The sequence below is a fragment of the Paenibacillus sp. FSL H8-0283 genome (assembly GCF_045040675.1).
GTDB classification, from domain to species: domain Bacteria; phylum Bacillota; class Bacilli; order Paenibacillales; family Paenibacillaceae; genus Paenibacillus; species Paenibacillus amylolyticus.
In genome coordinates this window covers 1,216,687-1,237,637 of sequence record NZ_CP150295.1, presented here as the reverse complement: position 1 = coordinate 1,237,637, position 20,951 = coordinate 1,216,687, and the positions used below count along the sequence as shown (strand labels likewise).

Below are 20,951 nucleotides of genomic sequence, written 5' to 3'. Positions count from 1 at the left end.
TCGAGGATAACGTTGGTCAACAGTATCCTTGCAATGGCGCTGACCGATACAGCGTTTATATATTGATTAAATTCAAATGATTACTTTCTTCCCGCAACCCACTGCATTCCCCAATCATGAGCCTCGTCCAACGCCTGATGACCATTATAGAACTGCACGATTCGTTCAATACTGAATGTCTCATTGTTCACATTGCGTAACATCGCGATGCCACACATGCCAAGCGGGCTCCCGTATTCATTCATTCGGACAATGATATCCGGGCCGTCCTTCTGCTGGATGGTTACCACACCGTCTACTTGAGACCAGTTGGCCACACCACCATAAATATAGGTGAATACCAAGATGCGCTCAATTTCCGAGATACGGGCACCATTAATCCGCAGATTCTCTCCCGTCTTAACCGATCCCGTCCGGTCATCCCCATCCAGTGCAATATAAGGGAAACGGTTGAGTGAACCAAACGTTTGTCCCAATGCCTGAATCACATCTCGTGTACCATCCTTCATCTCGAACAGGCAGCCCAAGTCCAGATCCACACTCTTGCTGCGACCAAATAACCCTTTGCTACCCTGTTGATTCCAGTTGAGGTTAATCAGGATTTCACCAAGTCCCCCCGCATTTTTCTTGAGGTTAATGGTGTCGCCCTTCTTCTTCAATTCAATTTTGCTGAAATTGATCGAATTCACAGGAGCAGGCGTCGGTTCTGGTGCGGGCGCCGGGGGTGGTGGAGTCGGTACAGCTGTCGGAGGAACGGTTGAAGTCGTTGGTGCAGGGTCCGATCCACCATCCACATCCACACCAAAGTTAGCGCAGAGTGCATTCAATCCGCCTGCAAAACCCGATCCTATCGCATTGAACTTCCATTCTCCGTTATGACGATACAATTCACCGATGACAATCGCGGTCTCCACTGTAAAACCGCTTCCCAGATCATATCTCATTACTTCCTGACCTGTAGCTGCATTGGCAAACCGTAGAAAACCATGCTGAACCTGTCCAAAATGATGGCGTCGTGCTTCACCGTCATGAATCGTCAGGCTGAAGGCGATTTTCTCAATTCGGGCAGGGATTTTGCCAAGATCAATGGCGAATTGTTTCTTCTCGCCACCAACCTGTCCACCATCCATATACGTGATGAACGAGGTAGAGGGCTGATTATAAAAGATAAAATCCTCATCTCCAGCCACTTTATTGTCTGAACCCAGAAGGAATGCTGATGTGTCCAGCTCTACACCCGAGGCTGCCTCCCAACCAATGCCTACCGTTAGACGGGACAAGCCCGGATTGGTTTTGGTCAGATCACTCTTCTGGCCTTTCACGACAGAAATCGCCATAGCAGAATCACCTTTCTATGCCAAGTTATGTTATTGTGCATCCAGCCCGTAATTTTTGCATAAAGCAGATAGTCCACCAGTGAAGCCGCTGCCTACCGCCTGGAATTTCCAGTCCGCACCTGCACGGTAAAACTCACAGAATACCACAGCTGTTTCGGTAGAGTAGTCTTCTCCGAGGTCGAAACGAAGCACTTCCCGATCACTTGCAGCATCTACAACACGAACAAAAGCATTGGAGACTTGTCCAAAATTCTGCCCTCGTCCATCTCCATCATAGATGGTTACCGTAATACCGATCCGGTGAATGTGCGCAGGGATTTTGCTGAAGTCAACAACAACTTGTTCATCATCGCCGTCACCCTCACCCGTACGATTGTCACCGGTATGTGTCACTGAACCCGCACCGCCGCTTGGATTGTTGTAAAAAACAAAGTCATCCGTACCTTTGGCTTTTCCATCTTCGTACAACAAAAAAGCCGAAGCGTCCAGGTCAAAGTCGACTCCACCACTATATTTGTTTGTATCCCAACCCAAACCAACCACCACACGGGTAAGGCCCGGATTCGTCTTAGTCAGGTCAATACGTTGTCCTTTGGCAAGACTGATCGTCATTTGTTTTTCCACCTTTCCAAAATATGTGATTAAATGAAAAGGAGAACCGTCCAGGAGACGGTTCTTCCCATCCTGTAAGTCGTACTGTACGTCCTATTGCAAACCGTAGTCGCGTGTCAATCCAACCAATCCATCCTGGTAACCACTACCGATGGCACTGAACTTCCACTCGCCGCTATGACGATACAATTCACCAACAACTACACCTGTTTCGATGGAGAAGTCTTCTCCCAGGTCGAAACGAATCAGTTCTTCGCTGTTTGCTTCGTTGACGATTCGCACATAAGCACGGGAGACTTGTCCGAAGTTCTGGCTACGTTCTGTAGCTTCGTAGATTGTAATGGAGAATGCAATTTTCTCTACATTCGCGGGTACGTTAGGCAGGTCGATATTGATCTGCTCATCATCACCATCGCCATCTCCTGTACGGTTGTCACCGGTGTGAACAACAGAACCATTTTCATTTTGTGGATTGTTGAAGAAGATGAAGTTTTTCTCGCCTTCTACTTTACCGTTTGCATTGGCACAGAATACCGATACATCCAGGTCAAAGTCTTTTCCGCCATCATACTTATTGGTATCCCAGCCCAAGCCTACTGTGATTTTTGTCAAACCTGGGTTCGTTTTAGTCAGATCGATTTTTTGACCTTTAGAGAGATTAATTGCCATCGTATGATCATCCTCGCTTATTTAAGTGTATTGTAGTTATCGTGACATATGAATATCAGGATTATTGTCGATTTAGGTTAAATCTTGTACTTAGGAGTACCTGCGAGCGAGTTCGTTGATATGTACCGCATGGGAACCCTCTCCAATTGCCGAGAATTTCCATTCGCCTCCATGACGATACAATTCACCACAGATCAACGCCGTTGAACCTGTGTAGTTTTCGGATAGATTGAACTTCACGAGCTCACTGGAATTTTTACCATCCAGAATACGAATATAAGCCTTCTCAATCATGCCAAAATCTTGCTTGCGATTGACACAATCGTAGATATTAACAACGATTAATATTTTATGAACATCAGCAGGAATACGGGACAGATCCATTTTGATCTGTTCGTCGTCACCGTCTCCCTGTCCTGTTAGATTGTCACCTGAATGGATAACCGAACGACATGCACTTTGCTTGTTGTGGAAGCAAACCAGGTTGGAGTCCTTCACCAACTTGCCTTCCTCATTCAACATGATCGCCGATGCATCACAATCGATATCCGCTTGTTTTTTTCTTCCAAAGAAACCTTTGGCAGTTACCGGGTCCCAACCGAGACCAGCAATCACCTCAGTAAGTCCTGCATTGCCTTTGGTTAAATCAATCTTCTGTCCTTTGACCAAATTAATGCTTGCCACTGATTTTCACCTCCCTTCATATGTAAAATAGCTACTTAGAGATTGAATTCACTCGGGTTCAGTCCAAGTACGATGCATATCTCAGCAACGACTCTTTTCTCCTGATCATCAAAGTTGCCGTCAGCTGAACCAATCGCACTGCATACACCCACAATAACGCGTCCTACATCCGGCTTGGCTTTGAATTTCCCAATAGCTTTCAGCGCTTCCTGCTTCCCGATCTCTGGAGAGAACTCAAAGTTCGCGACATAATGATTAAAGCGTGTAATCACTTCAGCCATATCAAATACTTTCAATTCCTGACTCAGGTTGATATAACCGGCCATCTTGTTCTTTTCCGCTTCATCAATGGAACCATCTGCAAAAGCAACCAGTGCACAACCTGCAACCACGGCATCCATAAAATCTTTATTTTTAAACTTTTTGACTTGCTCTTCAAGTCCTTGTTTTGTTGAATTTAACCAGCTTTTAAATGAACTCATACTCAACCTCCAATAGTTTCAACCTGGTGTTCCGTACATTCTTTTCAAGATTTTTCAGTAACTTTCATATCTACATCATGTTGAATATAAGTTAAATTATTCCTTAACTATACTCTGAAATACGGCAATTTTCTACATTAAAAAACAATTAATACCTTATGATACGCATTGTTCTGGATATAGTTTCAAGCGAGATGCGAGAACTTTCTATTCACTTCATTTTTCAGTCAAATATTCCCCTATTTGAAGCCCAAACATAAAAAGGCTCTGATCAGGGGATCAGAGCGCTTATTTCTACCAACACCAAAATTATAAATTTCATGAATGATTTGAATCCGTGAATTTATTCCGATTTTTCAAAATCAGCCTGTTGTTGTTCATAGATTTCATAGAAGTCGTCCCAGACTAGTACATTATCCTTTTCCTTGCTCCACCAGTCTTTGTACCATGCTTCAATCTCCGGGCCCCCGCCTTGCTCCCACTTCTGCTGTGCTTCCGTTGCAGCCTGTTCGACTGTATATTTGCTTCCGCCAATGATGGAGCGGGTAAAGATATCGTTGATCGCTGTTGTCACATTGGTCAACTTCACCTGAAGCTCCTTGGGTAGCTGCGGCATATGTTCCGAATGGGTAACACCCTCTCCTACAGGAAGATCCGTCATGTATACCTCACGCGCTTCCTTGAATAGTCGAAGTCCTTCCTTCTGCGATGGGATCTCTTCGCTGAACAGCATTTCTGTGTACCCGCATTTGCCTTCCTCCAGACGGCTGTACAACATGGCGTAATCGCCTGCCCAGCTGATCTCCTGCTTATATTTCTCCTGATCCGAGATGCGCGGACAGCCTTGATCGTTCAGCGTATAATGCGTGTTTTCAAATCCATTTTTGAAGGTTCGACCTGACTCTGTTTTGGTCAGAAAATCGATATATTGCATAACTGCTTCCGGATTTTTGGCTCGTGAATTCACAGCTGCAGTCATCTGAACCGGGTTATTCCACACCATCGTGTGCTGTCCTACGGACGTTGTTGGCAGAGCGATGACCTTTAATTTGGCTTCAGGAACATTCTGCATCAGTGTATCCAGTTCCTTCGCTGCAAACCCGGTATAATCCGAAGTCATGGCCGCGTACATACCGATTTTGCCATTCAGGAAATCCTGCTTTGCCTTGGCCCCGTCCTTGTCGGTCAATAAGTCCTTATCCACCACTCCTGCTTCATATAATGCACGTTTGAATGCCGTGGCTTCTTTCATGTTGTTGGGACCAACCACCATCTCCCCGTCCTCCACATTCACCCAGTTGGCGTTGTACATATAGCGGAACAGACCCGCTGTATCGCCGAACTGAAATCCACCGATGCCGTATGTATCCTTAGCTCCGTTTCCATCGGGATCATTCTCCGTGAATGCCTTGGCTACCGCCAGCATCTCTTCCTCATTGGTCGGTACCTCCAGATTCAACTTTTCCAACCAGTCTTCCCGAATAAAAAAGCTCGTTAGTGGAAACACCTCGTTCATACGTCCCACTTCATAGAGCTTACCATCGCTTTTGATGCCAGCCTTCTTGAGCTGGGGATATTTCTCCATCAAGGCTTTGTATTCCACACTCGAGTTCTCGATCAACTCATCCAGCGGCATCAGCTGTTTCTGATTAAACAGTGTGTTACGGATGGGCGTACCGAATTCAAAAATAATATCCGGTGCACTGCCAGAAGCGAATAATACGTTAAGTTTCGACTGGGACTCCCAGCGGGGAACTGCTGTATATTTTACATTTGCCGGGCCATTCTCGTTAATCCACTTGGACCACATATTATCTTCGATCGTACCCATGCCGCTTGGGACCGCGCCCCGATCATAGATCGTTGACGTAATGTTCCCCCTGTTGCCTTCGCCTTCCGCCTGTTCGCTACCGTTACCTCCTGTACATCCCGCCAGCAAACCACCGATCAAGCCCAGAACGAGACCCGACTTCATCCATGCCTTCATCGTTAACGCCATAGATAAGACCCTCTTTCTCTCCTGTAATATGAACCCATGCGGGTTAACCCACAGACTGCTTTAACCTTTAATTGATCCAAGCATGACCCCTTTAACGAAGTACTTCTGCAAGAACGGATACACTGCCAAAATGGGTATGACCATCACAATGACAGCTGCTGCCCGGATGCCTTCCGGGGTCAGATTCGATATCATCGTTGGATCGGTAAAATCCTGTACATTCAGATTGGACATAATCATATTTTGGACAAGCACGGTCATGTTGTATTTGGACGTATCATTGATATAAATCATCACACTCATGAACGAATTCCAGTAACCCACGCCGTAAAAGAGAGCAATAGTCGCCAGCAAAGGTTTGGATAATGGCAACACGATTCGGAACAAAAGCCCCAGTTCACCACAACCATCGATGCGCGCAGCCTCGTCCACTTCCCCCGGCAGATTTTCAAAATAAGATCGCATAATCAGCATGTTGTACGTGCTCACTAGACCCGGTAGCCAAAGCGCGCCGTAACTGTTCACAAGACCGAGATTTTGCACGACCAAATAAGTTGGGATGAGTCCACCGTTAAAAATCATTGTGAACACCATCGCCATCGTAAAAAAGCGCCGGTGATAAAAATGTCTACGTGACAGCGGATATGCCGCCATAATCGTCACCGCCATGCTGAGCCCTGTACCGATCAATGTGATCTCCACACTGTTCCAGAATGCATTCAGAATCGGCGTTCCCGTAATTAGGCTGTGATAGGAGAACCAGGTGAAATCGACGGGCCATAACCCCACTTGACCTGAAACAACCGCTCTCGCATCACTAAATGACAAGGCAACAATGTTGAGTAAGGGCAGGATACAGCTGACGGCAACCAATGACAACAATACATAATTGATTAGATAAAAGACTTTTTCTCCTTTGGTTTTTCTCATGCTGTTCTCCCTCCCTACCACAAACCTTCGTTAAATCGACGCGCGATATAATTTGCACTGAAAATGAGGATAAATGCAACCAGTGATTCGAACAATCCCATCGCCGTTGTCAGGCTGAACTGTGCTCCCTGTAGACCGGTGCGGTAGATATAGGTACTGATTACATCCGCTATCTCATTGACATTGGAATTCTGAAGCATATATACCTGGTCGAATCCGACCTCCATCACCCGCCCCATCGACAGAATAAGCAGGAGAATAATGGTGGAGCGTATACCCGGAAGGGTGACATGCCAGATCTGTCGCATTTTACTGGCCCCATCCATCTGTGCAGCCTCGTATTGACTCGGATCAATGGTCGTTAGTGCCGCGAGAAAAATGATGGCATTGAAGCCCATGTCCTTCCAGATCCCTGAGCCAACAAACACCGCTACCCACGAACCCTTGTTGTACATGAACGGATAAGGCGCTCCCGTCCAGGCCTCGACCCAGCGGTTGACGATCCCATTTTCCAAAGAGAAAACCGTCATGATCATCATCGCAATGATGACCCAGGAAAAGAAGTGTGGCATATAGACCACCGTCTGCACCGTTCGCTTAAAGGCCATGTTTCGCACTTCATTCAGCATAATGGCCAGAATGATCGGAATGGGAAACCCGATAATGATGCTTAACAGACTGAGGAACAAGGTGTTGCGAATAATCTCCACCGTGCGCGGATCACTGAACAGCGTCTGAAAATGCTGAAAGCCCACCCATGGACTGTTCCACAGCCCATCATAGAAGTTGTAATCCTTAAAGGCCATGACCAGCCCTCCGATGGGTGCATAACGAAAGGTCAGGTAGAACATAATCACCGGAACAAACATCAAGATTAACGGTATATTCATCTTGAATCGTCGAAGCCGCTGCTGCCGAATCCGTTGCTTCATTTCACTGTCCGGCGGTTGTAATCCAGACGGCGGACCTGCGGTCAGTTCCCCCTTCACATCCATCACTCCTCTCTGCTGTTGATGTACTATAGTTGTATTTTAGATAAAAATGTAAGCGTAAACATTTGTTATTTAACGATCCTTTTATAATTTTCTACGCAAAAATAACCCCACATGGTGGGGTTGACCTTGGAAACGAACAGATATTAAGAGAAGGCTTCTCTTTAATTTGAGACCCTGCAGCAGTTCAAGGGGGATTGCTACCGGGCACTTCACTTGGCTACTTGCTTGCGATATTCGCGGGGCGATACCCCCGTCATCTGTTTGAATACGGTTGTAAAATAACTGGAGTTATCGAACCCGGTCAGTTCCGCGATATCTGCCATGCTCTGCCGAGTGCTGTGCAGCAGCAGCTTCGCCTTATCAATTCGACGCTTGCTGACATATTGGCTGAAGCCTTGTCCTGTTTCTTTTTTGAACAAATGGCTCAAGTAGTTGGGTGTCACATGAACATGGGCAGCCACGGCCTGCAACGTGCATGTGCTGGAATAGTTCATTTCAATATACTGTATAACACGTGTAACAACATGATCCTGCTGTTCCTGAGTTAGCCGCATCAGCATATCCACCCACTCTTCGCTCTTGCATCTGGCCCAAGCGATGACTTCAGGTATGGTATGAATCCAGAGCAGTGGATCTGGGGCAGTTGAGTCCATACCACTGGATTCCTGAGGCTGAAGCTGTTGTACCCGTAAGTCCGTCATGACCTTCATAAGCATATGAATCTCCGCTTTGCCTTGTGACAAGCTCATCCCGGACGCTTCTTCCAGCAACATCTCGATCCGATTCATTATCGATCCGAATTGATGGTGGAGCAGCAACAAAGTCAGTTCCTCTCGCAGTCTCTCGGTACGGTCCACCTGGCTGTATTGTTCCCTGATCCGAATGTCGGACTGTTTTCGGCGATATCGTTCATGTGCCTTTTGTAACACCTGACATGCTTCATCTAGTGAGAACGGCTTTAACAAAAATTCAATTGCTCCATATCGGATGGCACGCTGTGCATATTCGAACTCACGATAACCTGTCAAAATGATAATCATAATGTCCATTCCACTCTCGTGTATACGTTCGGCCAAATCTAGACCATCCATCACAGGCATGTTGATGTCCGTAATGATCAGATCAGGTGTGCAGCTGTGTACAGCCTGTATCGCTTCTTCTCCATCGGCCGCTTCCCCAACGACCTCCCACCCGAGGGGGTTATTGCGAACCAGATGAATCAGACCCTGACGAAATAATGCTTCATCATCCACTACAAGCATACGTCCATTCAACAGAACCTACTCCTTTCAGTCACCTGAATTTCCCGGCATGAGTCCTCACCGATCTGATAAGGCAAACGAAGACGTACTAGCGTACCCTCTCCCACAGTCGACTCGATCTGTACACCGTAGGGTTCACCGTGAATCAACTCAATTCTTCGAAGTACACTCCGCATGCCAATGTGCTGACGTTCCTCATCTGCATGTGCCACTGGCGTCATAATGCGTTCAATGACCGATGCGTGCATGCCGCAGCCGTTATCTGAAATTTCAATGATGAGCAGATCCGGCTCTCCTTCATGCCCGGTATGCCGCGAGCCACGAATTTCCAGATGGCGGTTGTTCCTTTTGTCCGAGAAGGCATGAACAAAAACATTCTCCACGATGGGCTGAAGCAACAGTCGGATCACCTGACAGCGAAACAATTCAGCAGGAACGGCAATTTCAATCGACAAGGCTTCCTGATACCGGGCCTGCTGAATCTGCAGGTAGTGATCTATTTGCTTCATCTCATCCTGCACGGTCGTTAGTTGCTGCACGGGTTCCAGCGTATACTGCAGCATCTCGGACAAGGCAGTGACCAGGCGAGCCGATTTCTCATCACCAAGCATATAGAACTTCCAGAAAAACATGCTCAGCGTGTTATACAGAAAATGGGGATTCAGCTGGGCCTGAATAGCTTTGAGTTCAGCTTCTTTTTCACTGAGTTCGCGCTCGTACACTTCATGTATAAGCGTATCAATCCGGGAAGCCATTGCATTGAATCGTTCACCGATGAAACCGAGCTCATCCCGTGTCTCGATCCGTACCCGTGTATCGAACTGTCCATCACGCACTCTTTTCATCGCGTTGACTAGACTCGCAAGTGGACGCAACAGTCTGCCGCTAATTACGGTAATGATGAACCAGGAGCATAATATGCTGGCTACCGCAGAGAACACAGCAACTTTTACAATGATCTTTCCCTTGTTCTGAATCTGAGCGAGTGAGACCTTGCTGACCAGGGTGAAGCCCGCTTTGTCTGACGTTTGCTTCGTATACAATTGGGTTGTTCCCTGCTCGTCCCTGATCTCCGTCGCCCCTAGGCTTAGCTCGGTAAGTGGTGGTGGATCCGCATCCTGATTATGAAAGGCATAAAGAAGCTCACCATCTGCGTCAAACAAGTAGACAGCAACTTCCTCATTCAGTCGCAGATCTTTGAGATACGATTCGAACAACGAGGTGTTAAACAGAATTAGCATTACGCCATAGGTCTCCAGATCAACAGACCGCATTAATCGTCCCGCCAGAATCCAATTGGATTGTTCCTCCTGCAAGAAGGCATCCGGCCCCAAACGATTCCAACCATATTCGCCGCCCGTTCCTTCCAGTCTATGAACCATCTCTGCCAGATAGGAAGGATCCATCTGTTGAAATGAGCCAGCAAAGGCGCCGAGATTAAATATGTTTTCCTTCAGATCATATATGCGGAGCCCCATGATCTCCGGTGCATCCAGCCTTACCTGATACAACTGATCATCCAGTTCATCTTCTAGCTTCATCTGATCATAGGACGAGATGCCAGAGGTCTGTGCTTTGATGGCATTTTTTACGGAGGGATTCAGTGTGATATAATCGGTGACTTTATACATGTCGTGTACCCTGGAATCCAGACGTGCAAGAATCTGCTCTGCGGTAAGACTATACTGGCGACTGACCTCTTCATTGAACAGGTCGATATGGATGCGATAGGTGATCAACCCTGTGATTCCGGAGATTAAGACCGTTGCGGTAGATAAAAACAAGATTAGCTTCGTTTTAAATTTAAAGCGTTTACAAAAGTTCATCCACCACATCTTTTACACACCTCACCTATATTCCGTACATGTCTTACTCCTAAAAACATATCATACACCTATTGGAAAAAACCAGAAAAACCCTGACCCCGCTTCAATCGGTAGTCAGAGTTTGAAGGCATGTGATCCAGACATGTTACCGGGATGATCCAGATTAACTCTGAATCACGGCATTTTTATTCCCCGTAAATCTCTTTGACCCGTTCTTCCTCATTCGTAGACAACAGAACATTAAGCAACCCCATGGCATTATTGGCATCGGTTCTCGTCGTCTTATACATCTCGGCAAACGCCGCTTCATCCTGCTCCGGGTCCATTACAGCAAGCTTGCCCCACGACGTGCGGGCTTTGTCGTATAACGTACTCAACGTAATGTCACGCGGATGCTGTGCAACAGGTGCCATGGATTCAAATTTCGCTGTGACTCTGAAAAAATCCATCGAATCCTGAAACTGTGTACTGCTATAATCCTTATTTTTCATCGCATCTTCGGTAATCAGCAGACCTTCACGGGCGATAAACAGTGTTTTCACCATGGCACGCTCCAGATTGGTTGCTTCTTCCCAAGTTACATAAGATTCATCAGGTGCTTGTACGGTTGTAAAAAAAGGAAAGGCATCATCAATCAACCGCTGCGAATCGGAGTGAATCGGCACCCCTGCATTCATGTCCACAACGGCATCGCTATAATTGGCGACATTAATATTTTTGGAACCTTCCTCACTAACCCGACGTACTGGATGATCTGTAAGCGGGATACGGATATAACCAAGTTTATCCGCATACTGCTTCTTCAACTCTTCCAGTGTGGAGTCCTTTCCAATCTTGCCGTCGTCAGTTGAAGAAGATTCTTCTGTAGTTGAACCTGTCTCCTCACTCCCCTTCGAACCGGTTGCTGCGGTTTCTGTTACAGCAGCATTCGAGCTGCTTGTTTCTGATGAAGCAACTTCTGTACCGGAAGCAGACTCCGGCAATGACGTCTCTTTCGCTCCGCCACCACAAGCTGTCAGAATCGCTGCCAAACCAAGCATAACTGTGAACGTCTTTATCGTATAATTCCATTTCATCGTATAATCTTCCCCTATCGTATGTATATTCCTGAGAACCATTAACCTCTGGCTCCAAGACTTGAACACCTACTTACAAAAATATCCTTTCATATAACATGCTTGATTCACACAATTGGACATGGTCTACATTCTATCATAAGTTAAAAACCGGTTGTATACGACGATATACCTGTGTCTAAAGCCTTTTACTAGGCGCGCATTAACTACCACCGCAACGCAAAAACACTGCCGCCCGTATGGACAACAGTGTTCGTGAAGCGTAACTATTTGATCCCTTTAGCCTTCTCCATATGCTCTGACCGAATCTGAGGATCGGTGGAATTAACCGATGATAACAGAGCGTAGATCGCCTGAATATCTTTCTCTTGATATACGGTTTCGGGAACCTCACTCTCAAGTCGTTCCGTCTTCCGCTGAATCGTTTCCACCAATTCATGATCGTAGATGATCAGTTCATCCGAATTCACATACCTCACAGCAGGATCAACACTGATGCGGCACCGGTTGGTGAAGGTCACCATAGAGACGAGACGTACTCTTTTGTAGTCTCCAAGGTGTGCATGGATGGCTTCCACATGTGCACGATGCTGCATAAGTGGATTGTACATTTTGACCCGGCTGCTGCTGACCGACCAATTGGCCTCTCTTCTTCCACCGCGAATCTCACCTGTCGTCAGATTTCTGGTTTCAATCACAAAGATTGCCCGAGGGCCGATCACAACATGATCAATCTGCGAATAACCGGAGCGTGACTTCGGATTGGTAACGAGCAGATCGTTCAGCACTTTATATTGACTTGGAAGACCTATCAGCTGATCTGCTGTACTAGGCTCCTCCGGCTGGCGTATCCAATCCCCTTCCGCCTTTTTCTTGCGCTTACTACGGACCATACGCGGGGGAATGGTTGTCGTTGATGGTAACGCTGAAGCGGAGGCTGTAATCTGGTTCGCAAGCTCTGGTTGTGTCTTGAACAGAGACAGGATTTTCTTGAACATGGGCAAGCTCCGTTCTATTATAGTGTGGGTTACGGGTGACCATTACAGGAGGAATAACATCCTTTGACACATTCATTATGTAAACTTCTATTACTTATGTCGGATAAAGCGGGGTAAAAATAAAGGGAAAACGATCAAAATCTCTCCAATACGCAAAGTACATATGAACATTTAACCAATTTCGTGACTTTAGACGCATAAACAAGCCGCAAAATTGAAAAAAACAGCGCAACCCTTTCCTGAATAGAAAAAGAATACGCTGCTGTTCTCTTGGATGTTAAGCCTGAAGATAATAGGTGTAGAGCACCTGAGTACCCTTCTCTTCCAGACCATTATTCGCTATTTCCTGATACAGGGATTCGGCCAAAGCCAACCCAGGCGTTTTCATGCCCATCGCTTTTGCAGACTCCAGTGCAATTCCCATGTCTTTGATAAAATGTTTCACATAGAATCCAGGCTCATAATCGCCTGCGATCATGCGCGGACCGAGATTGCTGAGTGACCAGCTTCCGGCTGCACCGGTAGCAATGCTCTTCAGCACGGTCTCCGCGTCCAGACCAGACGTCTTGGCATAGGCAAGTGCTTCGCATACACCCATCATGCCAGAGGCAATGGCAATCTGGTTGCACATTTTGGTATGCTGTCCGGCTCCCGCCTTGCCTTGCAACACAATGTTGGTGCCCATCTGCTCAAACAGCGGACGCACAGCTTCAAAGGCCTCCGAACTACCACCAACCATAATGGACAACTTCGCGTTCTGCGCTCCGATATCACCGCCCGACACAGGTGCGTCCAGTGCATGCAGTCCTTTGCCTTCCGCAGCTTCAAAGATTCGTGCAGCCAGTAGCGGACTGGATGTTGTCATATCAATCAGATATGAACCCGGTTTGGCATTGGCTACGAGACCATCCTCACCGAGATAAATCTCCTCTACATCTTTCGGATACCCCACCATTGTGATGATGACATCACACGCGGCAGCCAGTTTGCCTGGTGTGTCATGCCATACGGCACCTTCCTTCACCAATGCTTCCGCTTTGGCAGCAGTTCGCGTGTACACATGCAGCGGATATCCCGCTTGCTGGATGTGCCCAGCCATGCTTTTACCCATCACGCCTGTACCAATAAAGCCAACTTTTGTCTCTCCAGGTGCCTTCGTTGTATTTGTCATCGCAGGTTTCCTCCCTATTTCTCTATGCTTCGCTCAGTGCTTGTCTTCGACATTGCTATATCTGTATGTTAAAGCTTTCTGCGTAGTCCGTCCATATCGCTTGCAGCTTTCTGTGAAAAAATCTGAAAAAGGAATCAACTTCCTGTATGCTGTACAACCTAACGGAAACTTCCTTCATTGGAAAGGAGGATTCGCATGAGTCGTGAAAAAGGTCAAATTACCATTTGGTTGTCCTTTTCCATCATTTTATTAAGTGCCGGACTGGTCTGCCATGTCTTGTCCATTCCAGGAATTCTCGAAGCAGCAGGCAGGGATGGATGGTTGTCTGTCGTGGCGGCTGGCCCTTTTTTCATGTTGTTTCTATGTATGATGTATATCATCATTCGGCGAGTACGTGGACAGCGATTAACAGATTGGATTACGCGAGAATTCGGGGCGGTCCCTTCCTGGATCTTCCGAATCTCCGCTTCCATTCTGCTGTTCACGCTTGGCACACATACGTTGTATGAGACAACCAACTGGACCGTATCCACGTATCTTCAATTCACACCTCCCTATGTTCTGGCAGGTGGCGGAGCACTGGTTGCTGCGTGGGCAGCGGCTAAAGGCATACGCTCCATTGCGATGACTTCCAGTCTGCTGCTGCCCTTTGTAATTTTGCTAGGTTATTTTGTAATGTCCGCCAATATGAAATACAAAGACTACAGTCTATTGTTCCCGATTATGGAGAACGGCATGGGTCCCGTGTGGCGGGGCATGATCTACTCTCTTGCCGGGCTTATGGAAATCTGGATTCTTATGTTATTCCAACATGAAGTCAAAGGCAAAATTCGTTGGTGGCACGTTCTGATCCTTGGCGTGTTTATGCTCAGTATGGCGATCGGACCAACCATCGGAGCCATCGTGGAATTTGGTCCCGAAGAAGCAGCCAAACAACGAAACAGTCCCTATGAGCAATGGAAACTTGTGAATATCGGCAAACTTTTGCAACACGTTGATTTTCTGTCCATCTATCAGTGGCTCAGTGGTTCCTTCGCAAGGGTCGCCATATCCATGTATCTCATCGTGGATCTGCTGAATTTCCGCAGACCGAAGAAACGATATATCGCGATTCTCACCATTACCGTCATCATGAGCTTCATGGCGATGCAATGGTGGCGCATTGATTACGTGGATTATTATGTGGACCATATTCAGTTCCCGGTCATGCTCGCTTATGTATCCATCGTTACCGTAATATTGACCATTGCCGCATTAATCCACAAAAAGGACAAGGAGGCTCCCAAACGTGCCGATCTCAACCCAACCCAAGAATAATCCTGACGTTGAACCGTTCCGAATGAACGAGCATAACCTGAATACCTTTTTTGCCGGATCTGATGATGTCATCATCAATAGTCATATGATCGGAGAACCTCCGATGCAACTCCTTATGACCTATTGCAGCGGTATGGTAGATAGTGAAGCGATCTACGATATTATTCTCCCGGAACTCAAACGAACATATGAAAATACACACTTTATCCGTACATCCGACATTGAAAAGTGCATCAGCCTAGATTGGACCCGAATGGATCTGCAAGATCCGGCATTTGGAACTGAACTGATGTCTCTCCGTGTTTTTGAAGGCCATATGTTGATCTGTATTCCTTCCCTGCAAGCCATGTGGAGTATTGATATATCTAACATCCCTACTCGGACACCGGAGGAATCGACCACCGAAGTTTCGATCCGCGGGGCAAGAGATGGGTTCATTGAACCACTTGCCGTTAATGTTGCCTTGATACGCACCCGTCTGCGTACGAACCAACTGGCCTGTAATATCGAACTGATCGGTTCACGTTCTGCAACCAAGGTGGCATTAATGTATATCAAGAATATCGCCAATCCGGAGCTAATCGAAGACGTCCAGGATCGGTTGCGTAAGATTGAGACCGAACGCATCTTGACCGCCAATGAACTGGAAGAATTGCTGTCGCCTTCGAAGATTACTTTGTTTCCCGTCACCCATTATACGGGCAGGCCTGACTTTGCTGCAGAATGTCTCCTGAATGGACGTTTTATCCTCATTGTCGACGGCAATCCCAGCGCCATCATTGGGCCAGTCAATCTGTTTCTTTTGCTCAAATCCCCGGAGGATGCCAGCTTTCCCTTCTTGCCTGTGAACGTAGGACGGATGCTGCGCTTTCTTGGCCTGATGATCACCGTGTTCCTGCCTGGCTTTTATATTGCGCTGACATCCTTTCATATGGATCAGATCCCCTTTCCTCTAGTCGCGACGATCTCGGTTGGACGCATGGGACTTCCGATGGAATCGGGAATGGAGATGTTTCTCATTATGCTGCTGATGGAGCTGTTCCGTGAGGCAGGGGTGCGTTTGCCAAGTGCCATCGGCCAGACACTAACTGTCGTTGGAGGTCTGATTATCGGAGATTCCGCCATTCGAGCCGGCATGGTCTCTCCCCTCATGATTGTCATCATCGCAGTTACCGTCGTAGCTGGAGCAACCATTGTGAATCAGGTCATGACCAGTTCTGTGCTGATCCTGCGGTTCCTTTGTTTTGTCCTGGGGGCATCCCTCGGCATCTATGGGTTCATCCTGTCGTTGATTATGTTCCTCATCTACCTGACCGATCTCAAATCATTTGGCATTCCATATCTGACTCCGTTAACACCCCTTCATTTCAAACAAGCAATAGCTTCATTATTCAAGCTGCCAAAGGGGTTAGGTAAACGAAGACCCGTCTATCTCGAGACCCAGGAGCCCCGCAAGAAAGGGAATGAACGATGAAACGTTTGTTACGGCGATATATGCTAGGTCTGTTAAGCCTATCGATGTGCGTGATGACGAGTGGATGCTGGAGTGCCTTTGAGATTCAACAGGTAGACTACGCCAAAGCATTTGGGATTGATTATAAGGACGGCATGTATCACCTGTATGTACAAACGCTGGATTTTGCCAGTGTCGCCAAAAGTGAAAGTTCAACCAAAAGTGCAGATACACCACCTGTATGGGTCGGACATGCCGAAGGGAAAACCATGAGTCTGGCGCTGAACGAGCTGTTCCGCACGGCTCAATTACACATGGCTTGGGGGCATGTGACAGCCATCGTCATGGCCGAAGGTGTGCTGACCAGCAAACACATCAAAGAAGTGTTCGATATGCTAGGACGTTTCCCAGAATCCCGTTATACAACCTGGGTGTATGGAACACGAGAGCCTCTGGAGAAAATCCTAAGTGCAACGTCCATCTATAATATGTCGCCACTGGACAGCATTCTTCACAATCCACTCCCCACATACATGGAAGAATCGTTGTACCCGCCTGTGCTTAGCTTTAAGCTCATTGCAACACATAATGATCCCGCTACCACGACGTATCTGCCGAGTCTTGCATTGAACGATACCCAGTGGGCTGAGAATGAGAAGAAACATGATTTGTTTCTGGTGGAAGGGGCCTTTTTCGAAAAGACTGGCTATGACTTTGAATATTTCCCACGCAGTCAGCTTCCCGGTTATCACTGGCTAATCAAAGACATGCGGCGGGCCCCTCTACTTGTCCAGAAGGATGGAACGATCTACGGGGCGCTCAGTGTAGGATTACCAAAGATCAAAATTAAACCTGTCGTTCAGGGTGAGCACGTTACGTTTAACATTGACGCCCACTACCTCACTGCCCTGTACGAATACCTGGTGCCCACCTCTTATGAGGAGATGATCCAGATTAGTGAAGTGAAGTTACGGGAGCAGATCATGCAGACCTATCGTCACGGCCTTGAGCGTGGTGTGGATATTTACGGTCTTCAGGAGAAACTGTATCGTAAAAATCCAAAGCTCTGGCGTAAGTTATCAAACAATGGCAGCAAGATGATGCTTACCGAAGACTCGATTAAAGATCTGAAAATCCATCTCACCATCCCATATACAGGGAAATATAAAAGGAAAGTGTAGCCAGAACGCGAAACACCCCTTGTCCGTCTGGAGCCGGATAAGGGATATTTATGTAGATGGATGTCGTTCGTTTGCAGATCGGATCATGCGGATCTATGACTGCGAAGTTTCCATTCCATAAGCCAGCCTGCTTCCTAATCCTCACTATCGAGAGATGAGTATATGATGTGACCTTCGTCATTTAATCCTTTTATGTCCCATATCATCTCGTGAATCGGCTGCTGGATTACCGCATACCACAACCTGCGGCTGGATTGATCGGAAGATGATTTCACGATTTCCGCTTCCAACCGTGAAGATGCCAGATTTGGTTCGTAGCGAATATGCACCTGGGTAATGTCAGCATCGTGGAGATACCCGTATATAATATAGATCATTTTGCCTTTAGACTCCTCGTATCCTGATATATGAGAAGAAAGCGGCTCGACCGGATTATCCTGCAGACCACCGCCCATTCTGGCCAGTTCGGAGAACCACATCTTTTGCTGGATCAAAGCAGGAGCCAGGTTATTCGTAGTGAGATCTTGATATAAAACCAATTGTGTTCGCGGTTCAATAGTTGTAACTAGCTTTACCTGTTCTGGGGGAATACCTTTTTCGCTTAAGATTGTGTCGATGTCCTGCGGACCACAAGAGCGTATCAAAAACAAAGTTGCAGCGAGCAATACAAAGAACAACACATAAGTTGTCCTTTTCCAATTACGTGTCATAAGCATACCTCTCTGTACACCTTCTATCTACAATCAATTTATAAAATGGTGGCAACAGCCGCTTACTCTCAACTGACTTTCACTTCTTATAATAATGCATTACCCATAACCGAGTAGTCAGGATCAAGGTCTGAGGAATGAGCACAAAAACAATATACATAAGTACAATTAACCATAGATGTGCGGCAAAATGTTCTGCACCGAACGATGGTTTCGGACGTTCAATCCAATACCACCAACACGGGATGGCAATAAACCATGTCAATCCTGTCGAGAGGAACAAGTCTTTCACATCGCTCCATAGAAAGCAGAACACCGCGACGAACAAGATGGGCATAATCCATGAATCCAATATTGGCCCCCAGCTCTGGAAGACAAATATAATGGCCGGATACAGAAGATTGATGGTCCAGCGCCAGATGTTATTAGTATAAAGATTCATAAAACTTCTCACCTCGTTACATTCCGTTGCAATTGTACTAGCAGAAAAATTAGAATAAAAGTGTCGTTAGATTTTATCACCAAATAGGAGAATGAAAGTTTGATGAAAACAAAACTTTTGGCTATATTCTTACTTGTTTTTACACTTGCAATAGGAGGTTGTTCTAGCCTGTCCACATCAGATAAGCAAAACATTCTTGAAAAAGCTACACCCGTCAGTATCCAATACATTAAGGATTATTTCGACGCAGACTTTGTCATCACGAGTCATGATATTGACGACCCTTCGGTCCACTCCCGCTTGTACCTGTATGGTTATGTAACGGGTCATGAAGATGAGCACATTACCGTTTCATATAACTATGACACACGGGAAGTCATCAATGTGACAGGACCGGGGTGGTTCATCGATAGCCGCAATCCAAAAAAGTAAGATCCGGCTAAACTGCAATGATACATACAGTTAGCTCGTTCTTTGCCTTTGTTAATTATGGGAAAGAAATGAACAGATGAAGCATGATTTTGGATATTATTGCTCATACTACCTTCAGGAAATTATCGAAGGAGTGACAGCATGAGGTTAAAAAGTATCATCGCCGTTGGAGCCGTGTTAACCTGCTCAACTCTGTTATGGGGCTGTGGCAATGGCACTGCGAATAATACATCCCAGCAACAGAATGACACTGTTCGTTCGGAGAGTTGGAGCGATCCCAAACGACTGGAAGCTTCCCATCTTGAGGCGCTTGAACGTATGGAGAAAGACCATATTCACCGAATGGTCTCGCTTAGCGCAAGTACAGATGGAGACAAAGTGATGACCACACTTGAACGGTCGAGCCAAAAGTTGGAGGAAATGCGACCGCTCGCCGAAATGCTCCAACATGAAGGACATCCGGCATTATTACAGCGAATCCAGGACATGTCCGGTGATATCCAAGGTTCCAAATCCGTCATTGCCGAGATGAAAAATCTGCCTCAGGACGGTAAAATTAAGATCCAGTCTGAGAATTCCGATTCTTTGCATCACATCAGCAGCTTCCGCGATTACCACCAGTATATCAAAGAGAAAATTCAACCTTTGAACAAGAATAATACTGATTTACACTAATCAGTAATAGCTGCTTACGCAAGTGACTTCAATCGATACAATTGTATGAACAAAGCCAACAATAGTTAGGTGGGAAGATTACTTCCTATCTGACTATTTACGTGTGAGCAGATATAGACAATTACTGCATCCTGCTGCAACCTTCCATGAATCGTACGTATCTTCTGTTCCTGTTGTATCAGTCGTTGCTGATCAGCGATTACGAAATCTTCTCTCCTTCATACAAATTAAGATAGGGCAGTTCCGAAATTTCCTTATATGTTTTATCAGTTATATAGGTATCCATAAAAACTCTTCTCTGTTTACTGATGTAAAAAGTTAAAGTATATTATAATGTACTAAGTTAACATATATAGGAGGTTAAAGATTATGTTGAAAAATATTCAATTTGTATCTTTTACTCTTATAATCTTAGCCCTTATATTGGGAGGATGTAACTCTATACCGAATCAAGACAAGATTATTGAAGAAGCCACTCAAGTGGGTCATCAATACTTCATTAATCACTATAATACTGAAGTGGAATTCATTGATCATAAATTTATGCCAAAAAATCTTAGTCACAATATCAGTTTGAGTGGTCATGTTAAAAATAATAAAGAAACCGAAATCACCATCCTCATTGATTATGACACGTTTGAAGTCCAAACAGCCGTTGTACCGAAAGAGTTACTCGACCAAAAAATCAAGTAAGTTCCAG

General features: G+C 46.2%; 21 protein-coding genes. 6 read left to right on the top strand and 15 right to left on the bottom strand.

Going from position 1 to position 20,951, the window contains the following annotated elements; translation table 11 throughout:
* Positions 1-80: 80 nt before the first annotated feature.
* The 13 genes from MHI52_RS05575 to MHI52_RS05515 all read right to left on the bottom strand — a co-directional run bounded on the left by MHI52_RS05575 (position 81) and on the right by MHI52_RS05515 (position 14,041).
* The gene (locus MHI52_RS05575) at positions 81-1,337 is read right to left on the bottom strand and encodes a TerD family protein (protein ID WP_076253392.1); all 1,257 of its coding nucleotides are present in this window, start codon (positions 1,335-1,337) and stop codon (positions 81-83) included.
* Between the two features lie 30 nt (positions 1,338-1,367).
* Complete coding sequence (locus tag MHI52_RS05570; protein WP_036606267.1) at positions 1,368-1,949, bottom strand: TerD family protein; 582 nt, start codon at positions 1,947-1,949, stop codon at positions 1,368-1,370.
* Between the two features lie 93 nt (positions 1,950-2,042).
* Complete coding sequence (locus MHI52_RS05565) at positions 2,043-2,618, bottom strand: TerD family protein (RefSeq protein WP_036606264.1); 576 nt, start codon at positions 2,616-2,618, stop codon at positions 2,043-2,045.
* A 90-nt stretch (positions 2,619-2,708) separates the two neighbouring features.
* Positions 2,709-3,302 carry a TerD family protein gene (locus MHI52_RS05560; protein ID WP_101314690.1) on the bottom strand — a complete coding sequence of 198 codons (594 nt, stop codon included), beginning with the start codon at positions 3,300-3,302 and terminating at the stop codon, positions 2,709-2,711.
* A gap of 35 nt (positions 3,303-3,337) precedes the next feature.
* A complete protein-coding gene (locus tag MHI52_RS05555; protein ID WP_036606259.1) occupies positions 3,338-3,784 on the bottom strand; it encodes a tellurite resistance TerB family protein in 447 nt (148 codons plus the stop codon).
* Between the two features lie 343 nt (positions 3,785-4,127).
* Entirely contained in the window at positions 4,128-5,783 is a 1,656-nt protein-coding gene (locus MHI52_RS05550) for an extracellular solute-binding protein (RefSeq protein ID WP_083677541.1), read from the bottom strand.
* 60 nt (positions 5,784-5,843) lie between these two features.
* Entirely contained in the window at positions 5,844-6,713 is an 870-nt protein-coding gene (locus tag MHI52_RS05545; RefSeq protein ID WP_036606256.1) for a carbohydrate ABC transporter permease, read from the bottom strand.
* 14 nt (positions 6,714-6,727) lie between these two features.
* A complete protein-coding gene (locus MHI52_RS05540; RefSeq protein WP_243391250.1) occupies positions 6,728-7,645 on the bottom strand; it encodes a sugar ABC transporter permease in 918 nt (305 codons plus the stop codon).
* Between the two features lie 272 nt (positions 7,646-7,917).
* Positions 7,918-8,982 carry a response regulator gene (locus MHI52_RS05535; protein ID WP_405158635.1) on the bottom strand — a complete coding sequence of 355 codons (1,065 nt, stop codon included), beginning with the start codon at positions 8,980-8,982 and terminating at the stop codon, positions 7,918-7,920.
* Complete coding sequence (locus MHI52_RS05530; protein WP_405158634.1) at positions 8,979-10,754, bottom strand: sensor histidine kinase; 1,776 nt, start codon at positions 10,752-10,754, stop codon at positions 8,979-8,981. The genes MHI52_RS05535 and MHI52_RS05530 overlap by 4 nt, the downstream gene beginning before the upstream one ends.
* 227 nt (positions 10,755-10,981) lie before the next feature.
* Positions 10,982-11,872: a hypothetical protein gene (locus tag MHI52_RS05525; RefSeq protein WP_405158633.1), complete on the bottom strand. Its 891-nt coding sequence runs from the start codon at positions 11,870-11,872 to the stop codon at positions 10,982-10,984.
* A 266-nt stretch (positions 11,873-12,138) separates the two neighbouring features.
* Positions 12,139-12,870, bottom strand: a complete 732-nt coding sequence (locus tag MHI52_RS05520) for a nuclease-related domain-containing protein (protein ID WP_405158632.1) — start codon at positions 12,868-12,870, stop codon at positions 12,139-12,141.
* 277 nt (positions 12,871-13,147) lie between these two features.
* Entirely contained in the window at positions 13,148-14,041 is an 894-nt protein-coding gene (locus MHI52_RS05515; protein ID WP_253505916.1) for an NAD(P)-dependent oxidoreductase, read from the bottom strand.
* A 195-nt stretch (positions 14,042-14,236) separates the two neighbouring features.
* Between MHI52_RS05515 and MHI52_RS05510 the strand changes: the two genes are divergently transcribed.
* Genes MHI52_RS05510 through MHI52_RS05500 form a run of 3 tightly spaced genes read left to right on the top strand, consistent with a single transcriptional unit; the run spans position 14,237 to position 17,992 of the window.
* Positions 14,237-15,358 (top strand): endospore germination permease, encoded by a 1,122-nt coding sequence (locus tag MHI52_RS05510; protein WP_076253397.1) that lies wholly within the window; start codon positions 14,237-14,239, stop codon positions 15,356-15,358.
* The gene (locus MHI52_RS05505) at positions 15,330-16,832 is read left to right on the top strand and encodes a spore germination protein (RefSeq protein WP_339285754.1); all 1,503 of its coding nucleotides are present in this window, start codon (positions 15,330-15,332) and stop codon (positions 16,830-16,832) included. Before MHI52_RS05510 ends, MHI52_RS05505 begins: the two co-directional genes overlap by 29 nt.
* Positions 16,829-17,992: a Ger(x)C family spore germination protein gene (locus MHI52_RS05500; protein ID WP_339285753.1), complete on the top strand. Its 1,164-nt coding sequence runs from the start codon at positions 16,829-16,831 to the stop codon at positions 17,990-17,992. The genes MHI52_RS05505 and MHI52_RS05500 overlap by 4 nt, the downstream gene beginning before the upstream one ends.
* 134 nt (positions 17,993-18,126) lie before the next feature.
* On the opposite strand, the gene MHI52_RS05495 is transcribed toward MHI52_RS05500, so the two are convergent.
* Positions 18,127-18,702 (bottom strand): hypothetical protein, encoded by a 576-nt coding sequence (locus MHI52_RS05495; protein WP_405158631.1) that lies wholly within the window; start codon positions 18,700-18,702, stop codon positions 18,127-18,129.
* A 79-nt stretch (positions 18,703-18,781) separates the two neighbouring features.
* Positions 18,782-19,144 carry a hypothetical protein gene (locus MHI52_RS05490; protein WP_405158630.1) on the bottom strand — a complete coding sequence of 121 codons (363 nt, stop codon included), beginning with the start codon at positions 19,142-19,144 and terminating at the stop codon, positions 18,782-18,784.
* A 102-nt stretch (positions 19,145-19,246) separates the two neighbouring features.
* Here MHI52_RS05490 and MHI52_RS05485 point away from each other — a divergent pair, with 102 nt between their 5' ends.
* The 3 genes from MHI52_RS05485 to MHI52_RS05475 all read left to right on the top strand — a co-directional run bounded on the left by MHI52_RS05485 (position 19,247) and on the right by MHI52_RS05475 (position 20,944).
* Positions 19,247-19,576 carry a hypothetical protein gene (locus tag MHI52_RS05485; protein ID WP_076253401.1) on the top strand — a complete coding sequence of 110 codons (330 nt, stop codon included), beginning with the start codon at positions 19,247-19,249 and terminating at the stop codon, positions 19,574-19,576.
* A gap of 141 nt (positions 19,577-19,717) precedes the next feature.
* Positions 19,718-20,251: a hypothetical protein gene (locus MHI52_RS05480; RefSeq protein WP_076253402.1), complete on the top strand. Its 534-nt coding sequence runs from the start codon at positions 19,718-19,720 to the stop codon at positions 20,249-20,251.
* 369 nt (positions 20,252-20,620) lie between these two features.
* A complete protein-coding gene (locus tag MHI52_RS05475) occupies positions 20,621-20,944 on the top strand; it encodes a hypothetical protein (RefSeq protein ID WP_076253403.1) in 324 nt (107 codons plus the stop codon).
* Positions 20,945-20,951 lie beyond the last annotated feature (7 nt).

Excerpts from the sequence above, each read along its gene's own strand:
- MHI52_RS05575 (WP_076253392.1), bottom strand. The coding sequence starts at position 1,337 with ATGGCGATTTCTGTCGTGAAAGGCCAGAAGAGTGATCTGACCAAAACC.
- MHI52_RS05570 (WP_036606267.1), bottom strand. The coding sequence starts at position 1,949 with ATGACGATCAGTCTTGCCAAAGGACAACGTATTGACCTGACTAAGACG.
- MHI52_RS05565 (WP_036606264.1), bottom strand. The coding sequence starts at position 2,618 with ATGGCAATTAATCTCTCTAAAGGTCAAAAAATCGATCTGACTAAAACG.
- MHI52_RS05555 (WP_036606259.1), bottom strand. The coding sequence starts at position 3,784 with ATGAGTTCATTTAAAAGCTGGTTAAATTCAACAAAACAAGGACTTGAA.
- MHI52_RS05550 (WP_083677541.1), bottom strand. The coding sequence starts at position 5,783 with ATGGCGTTAACGATGAAGGCATGGATGAAGTCGGGTCTCGTTCTGGGC.
- MHI52_RS05545 (WP_036606256.1), bottom strand. The coding sequence starts at position 6,713 with ATGAGAAAAACCAAAGGAGAAAAAGTCTTTTATCTAATCAATTATGTA.
- MHI52_RS05540 (WP_243391250.1), bottom strand. The coding sequence starts at position 7,645 with ATGAAGCAACGGATTCGGCAGCAGCGGCTTCGACGATTCAAGATGAAT.
- MHI52_RS05525 (WP_405158633.1), bottom strand. The coding sequence starts at position 11,872 with ATGAAATGGAATTATACGATAAAGACGTTCACAGTTATGCTTGGTTTG.
- MHI52_RS05520 (WP_405158632.1), bottom strand. The coding sequence starts at position 12,870 with ATGTTCAAGAAAATCCTGTCTCTGTTCAAGACACAACCAGAGCTTGCG.
- MHI52_RS05515 (WP_253505916.1), bottom strand. The coding sequence starts at position 14,041 with ATGACAAATACAACGAAGGCACCTGGAGAGACAAAAGTTGGCTTTATT.
- MHI52_RS05510 (WP_076253397.1), top strand. The coding sequence starts at position 14,237 with ATGAGTCGTGAAAAAGGTCAAATTACCATTTGGTTGTCCTTTTCCATC.
- MHI52_RS05500 (WP_339285753.1), top strand. The coding sequence starts at position 16,829 with ATGAAACGTTTGTTACGGCGATATATGCTAGGTCTGTTAAGCCTATCG.
- MHI52_RS05495 (WP_405158631.1), bottom strand. The coding sequence starts at position 18,702 with ATGACACGTAATTGGAAAAGGACAACTTATGTGTTGTTCTTTGTATTG.
- MHI52_RS05490 (WP_405158630.1), bottom strand. The coding sequence starts at position 19,144 with ATGAATCTTTATACTAATAACATCTGGCGCTGGACCATCAATCTTCTG.
- MHI52_RS05485 (WP_076253401.1), top strand. The coding sequence starts at position 19,247 with ATGAAAACAAAACTTTTGGCTATATTCTTACTTGTTTTTACACTTGCA.
- MHI52_RS05480 (WP_076253402.1), top strand. The coding sequence starts at position 19,718 with ATGAGGTTAAAAAGTATCATCGCCGTTGGAGCCGTGTTAACCTGCTCA.
- MHI52_RS05475 (WP_076253403.1), top strand. The coding sequence starts at position 20,621 with ATGTTGAAAAATATTCAATTTGTATCTTTTACTCTTATAATCTTAGCC.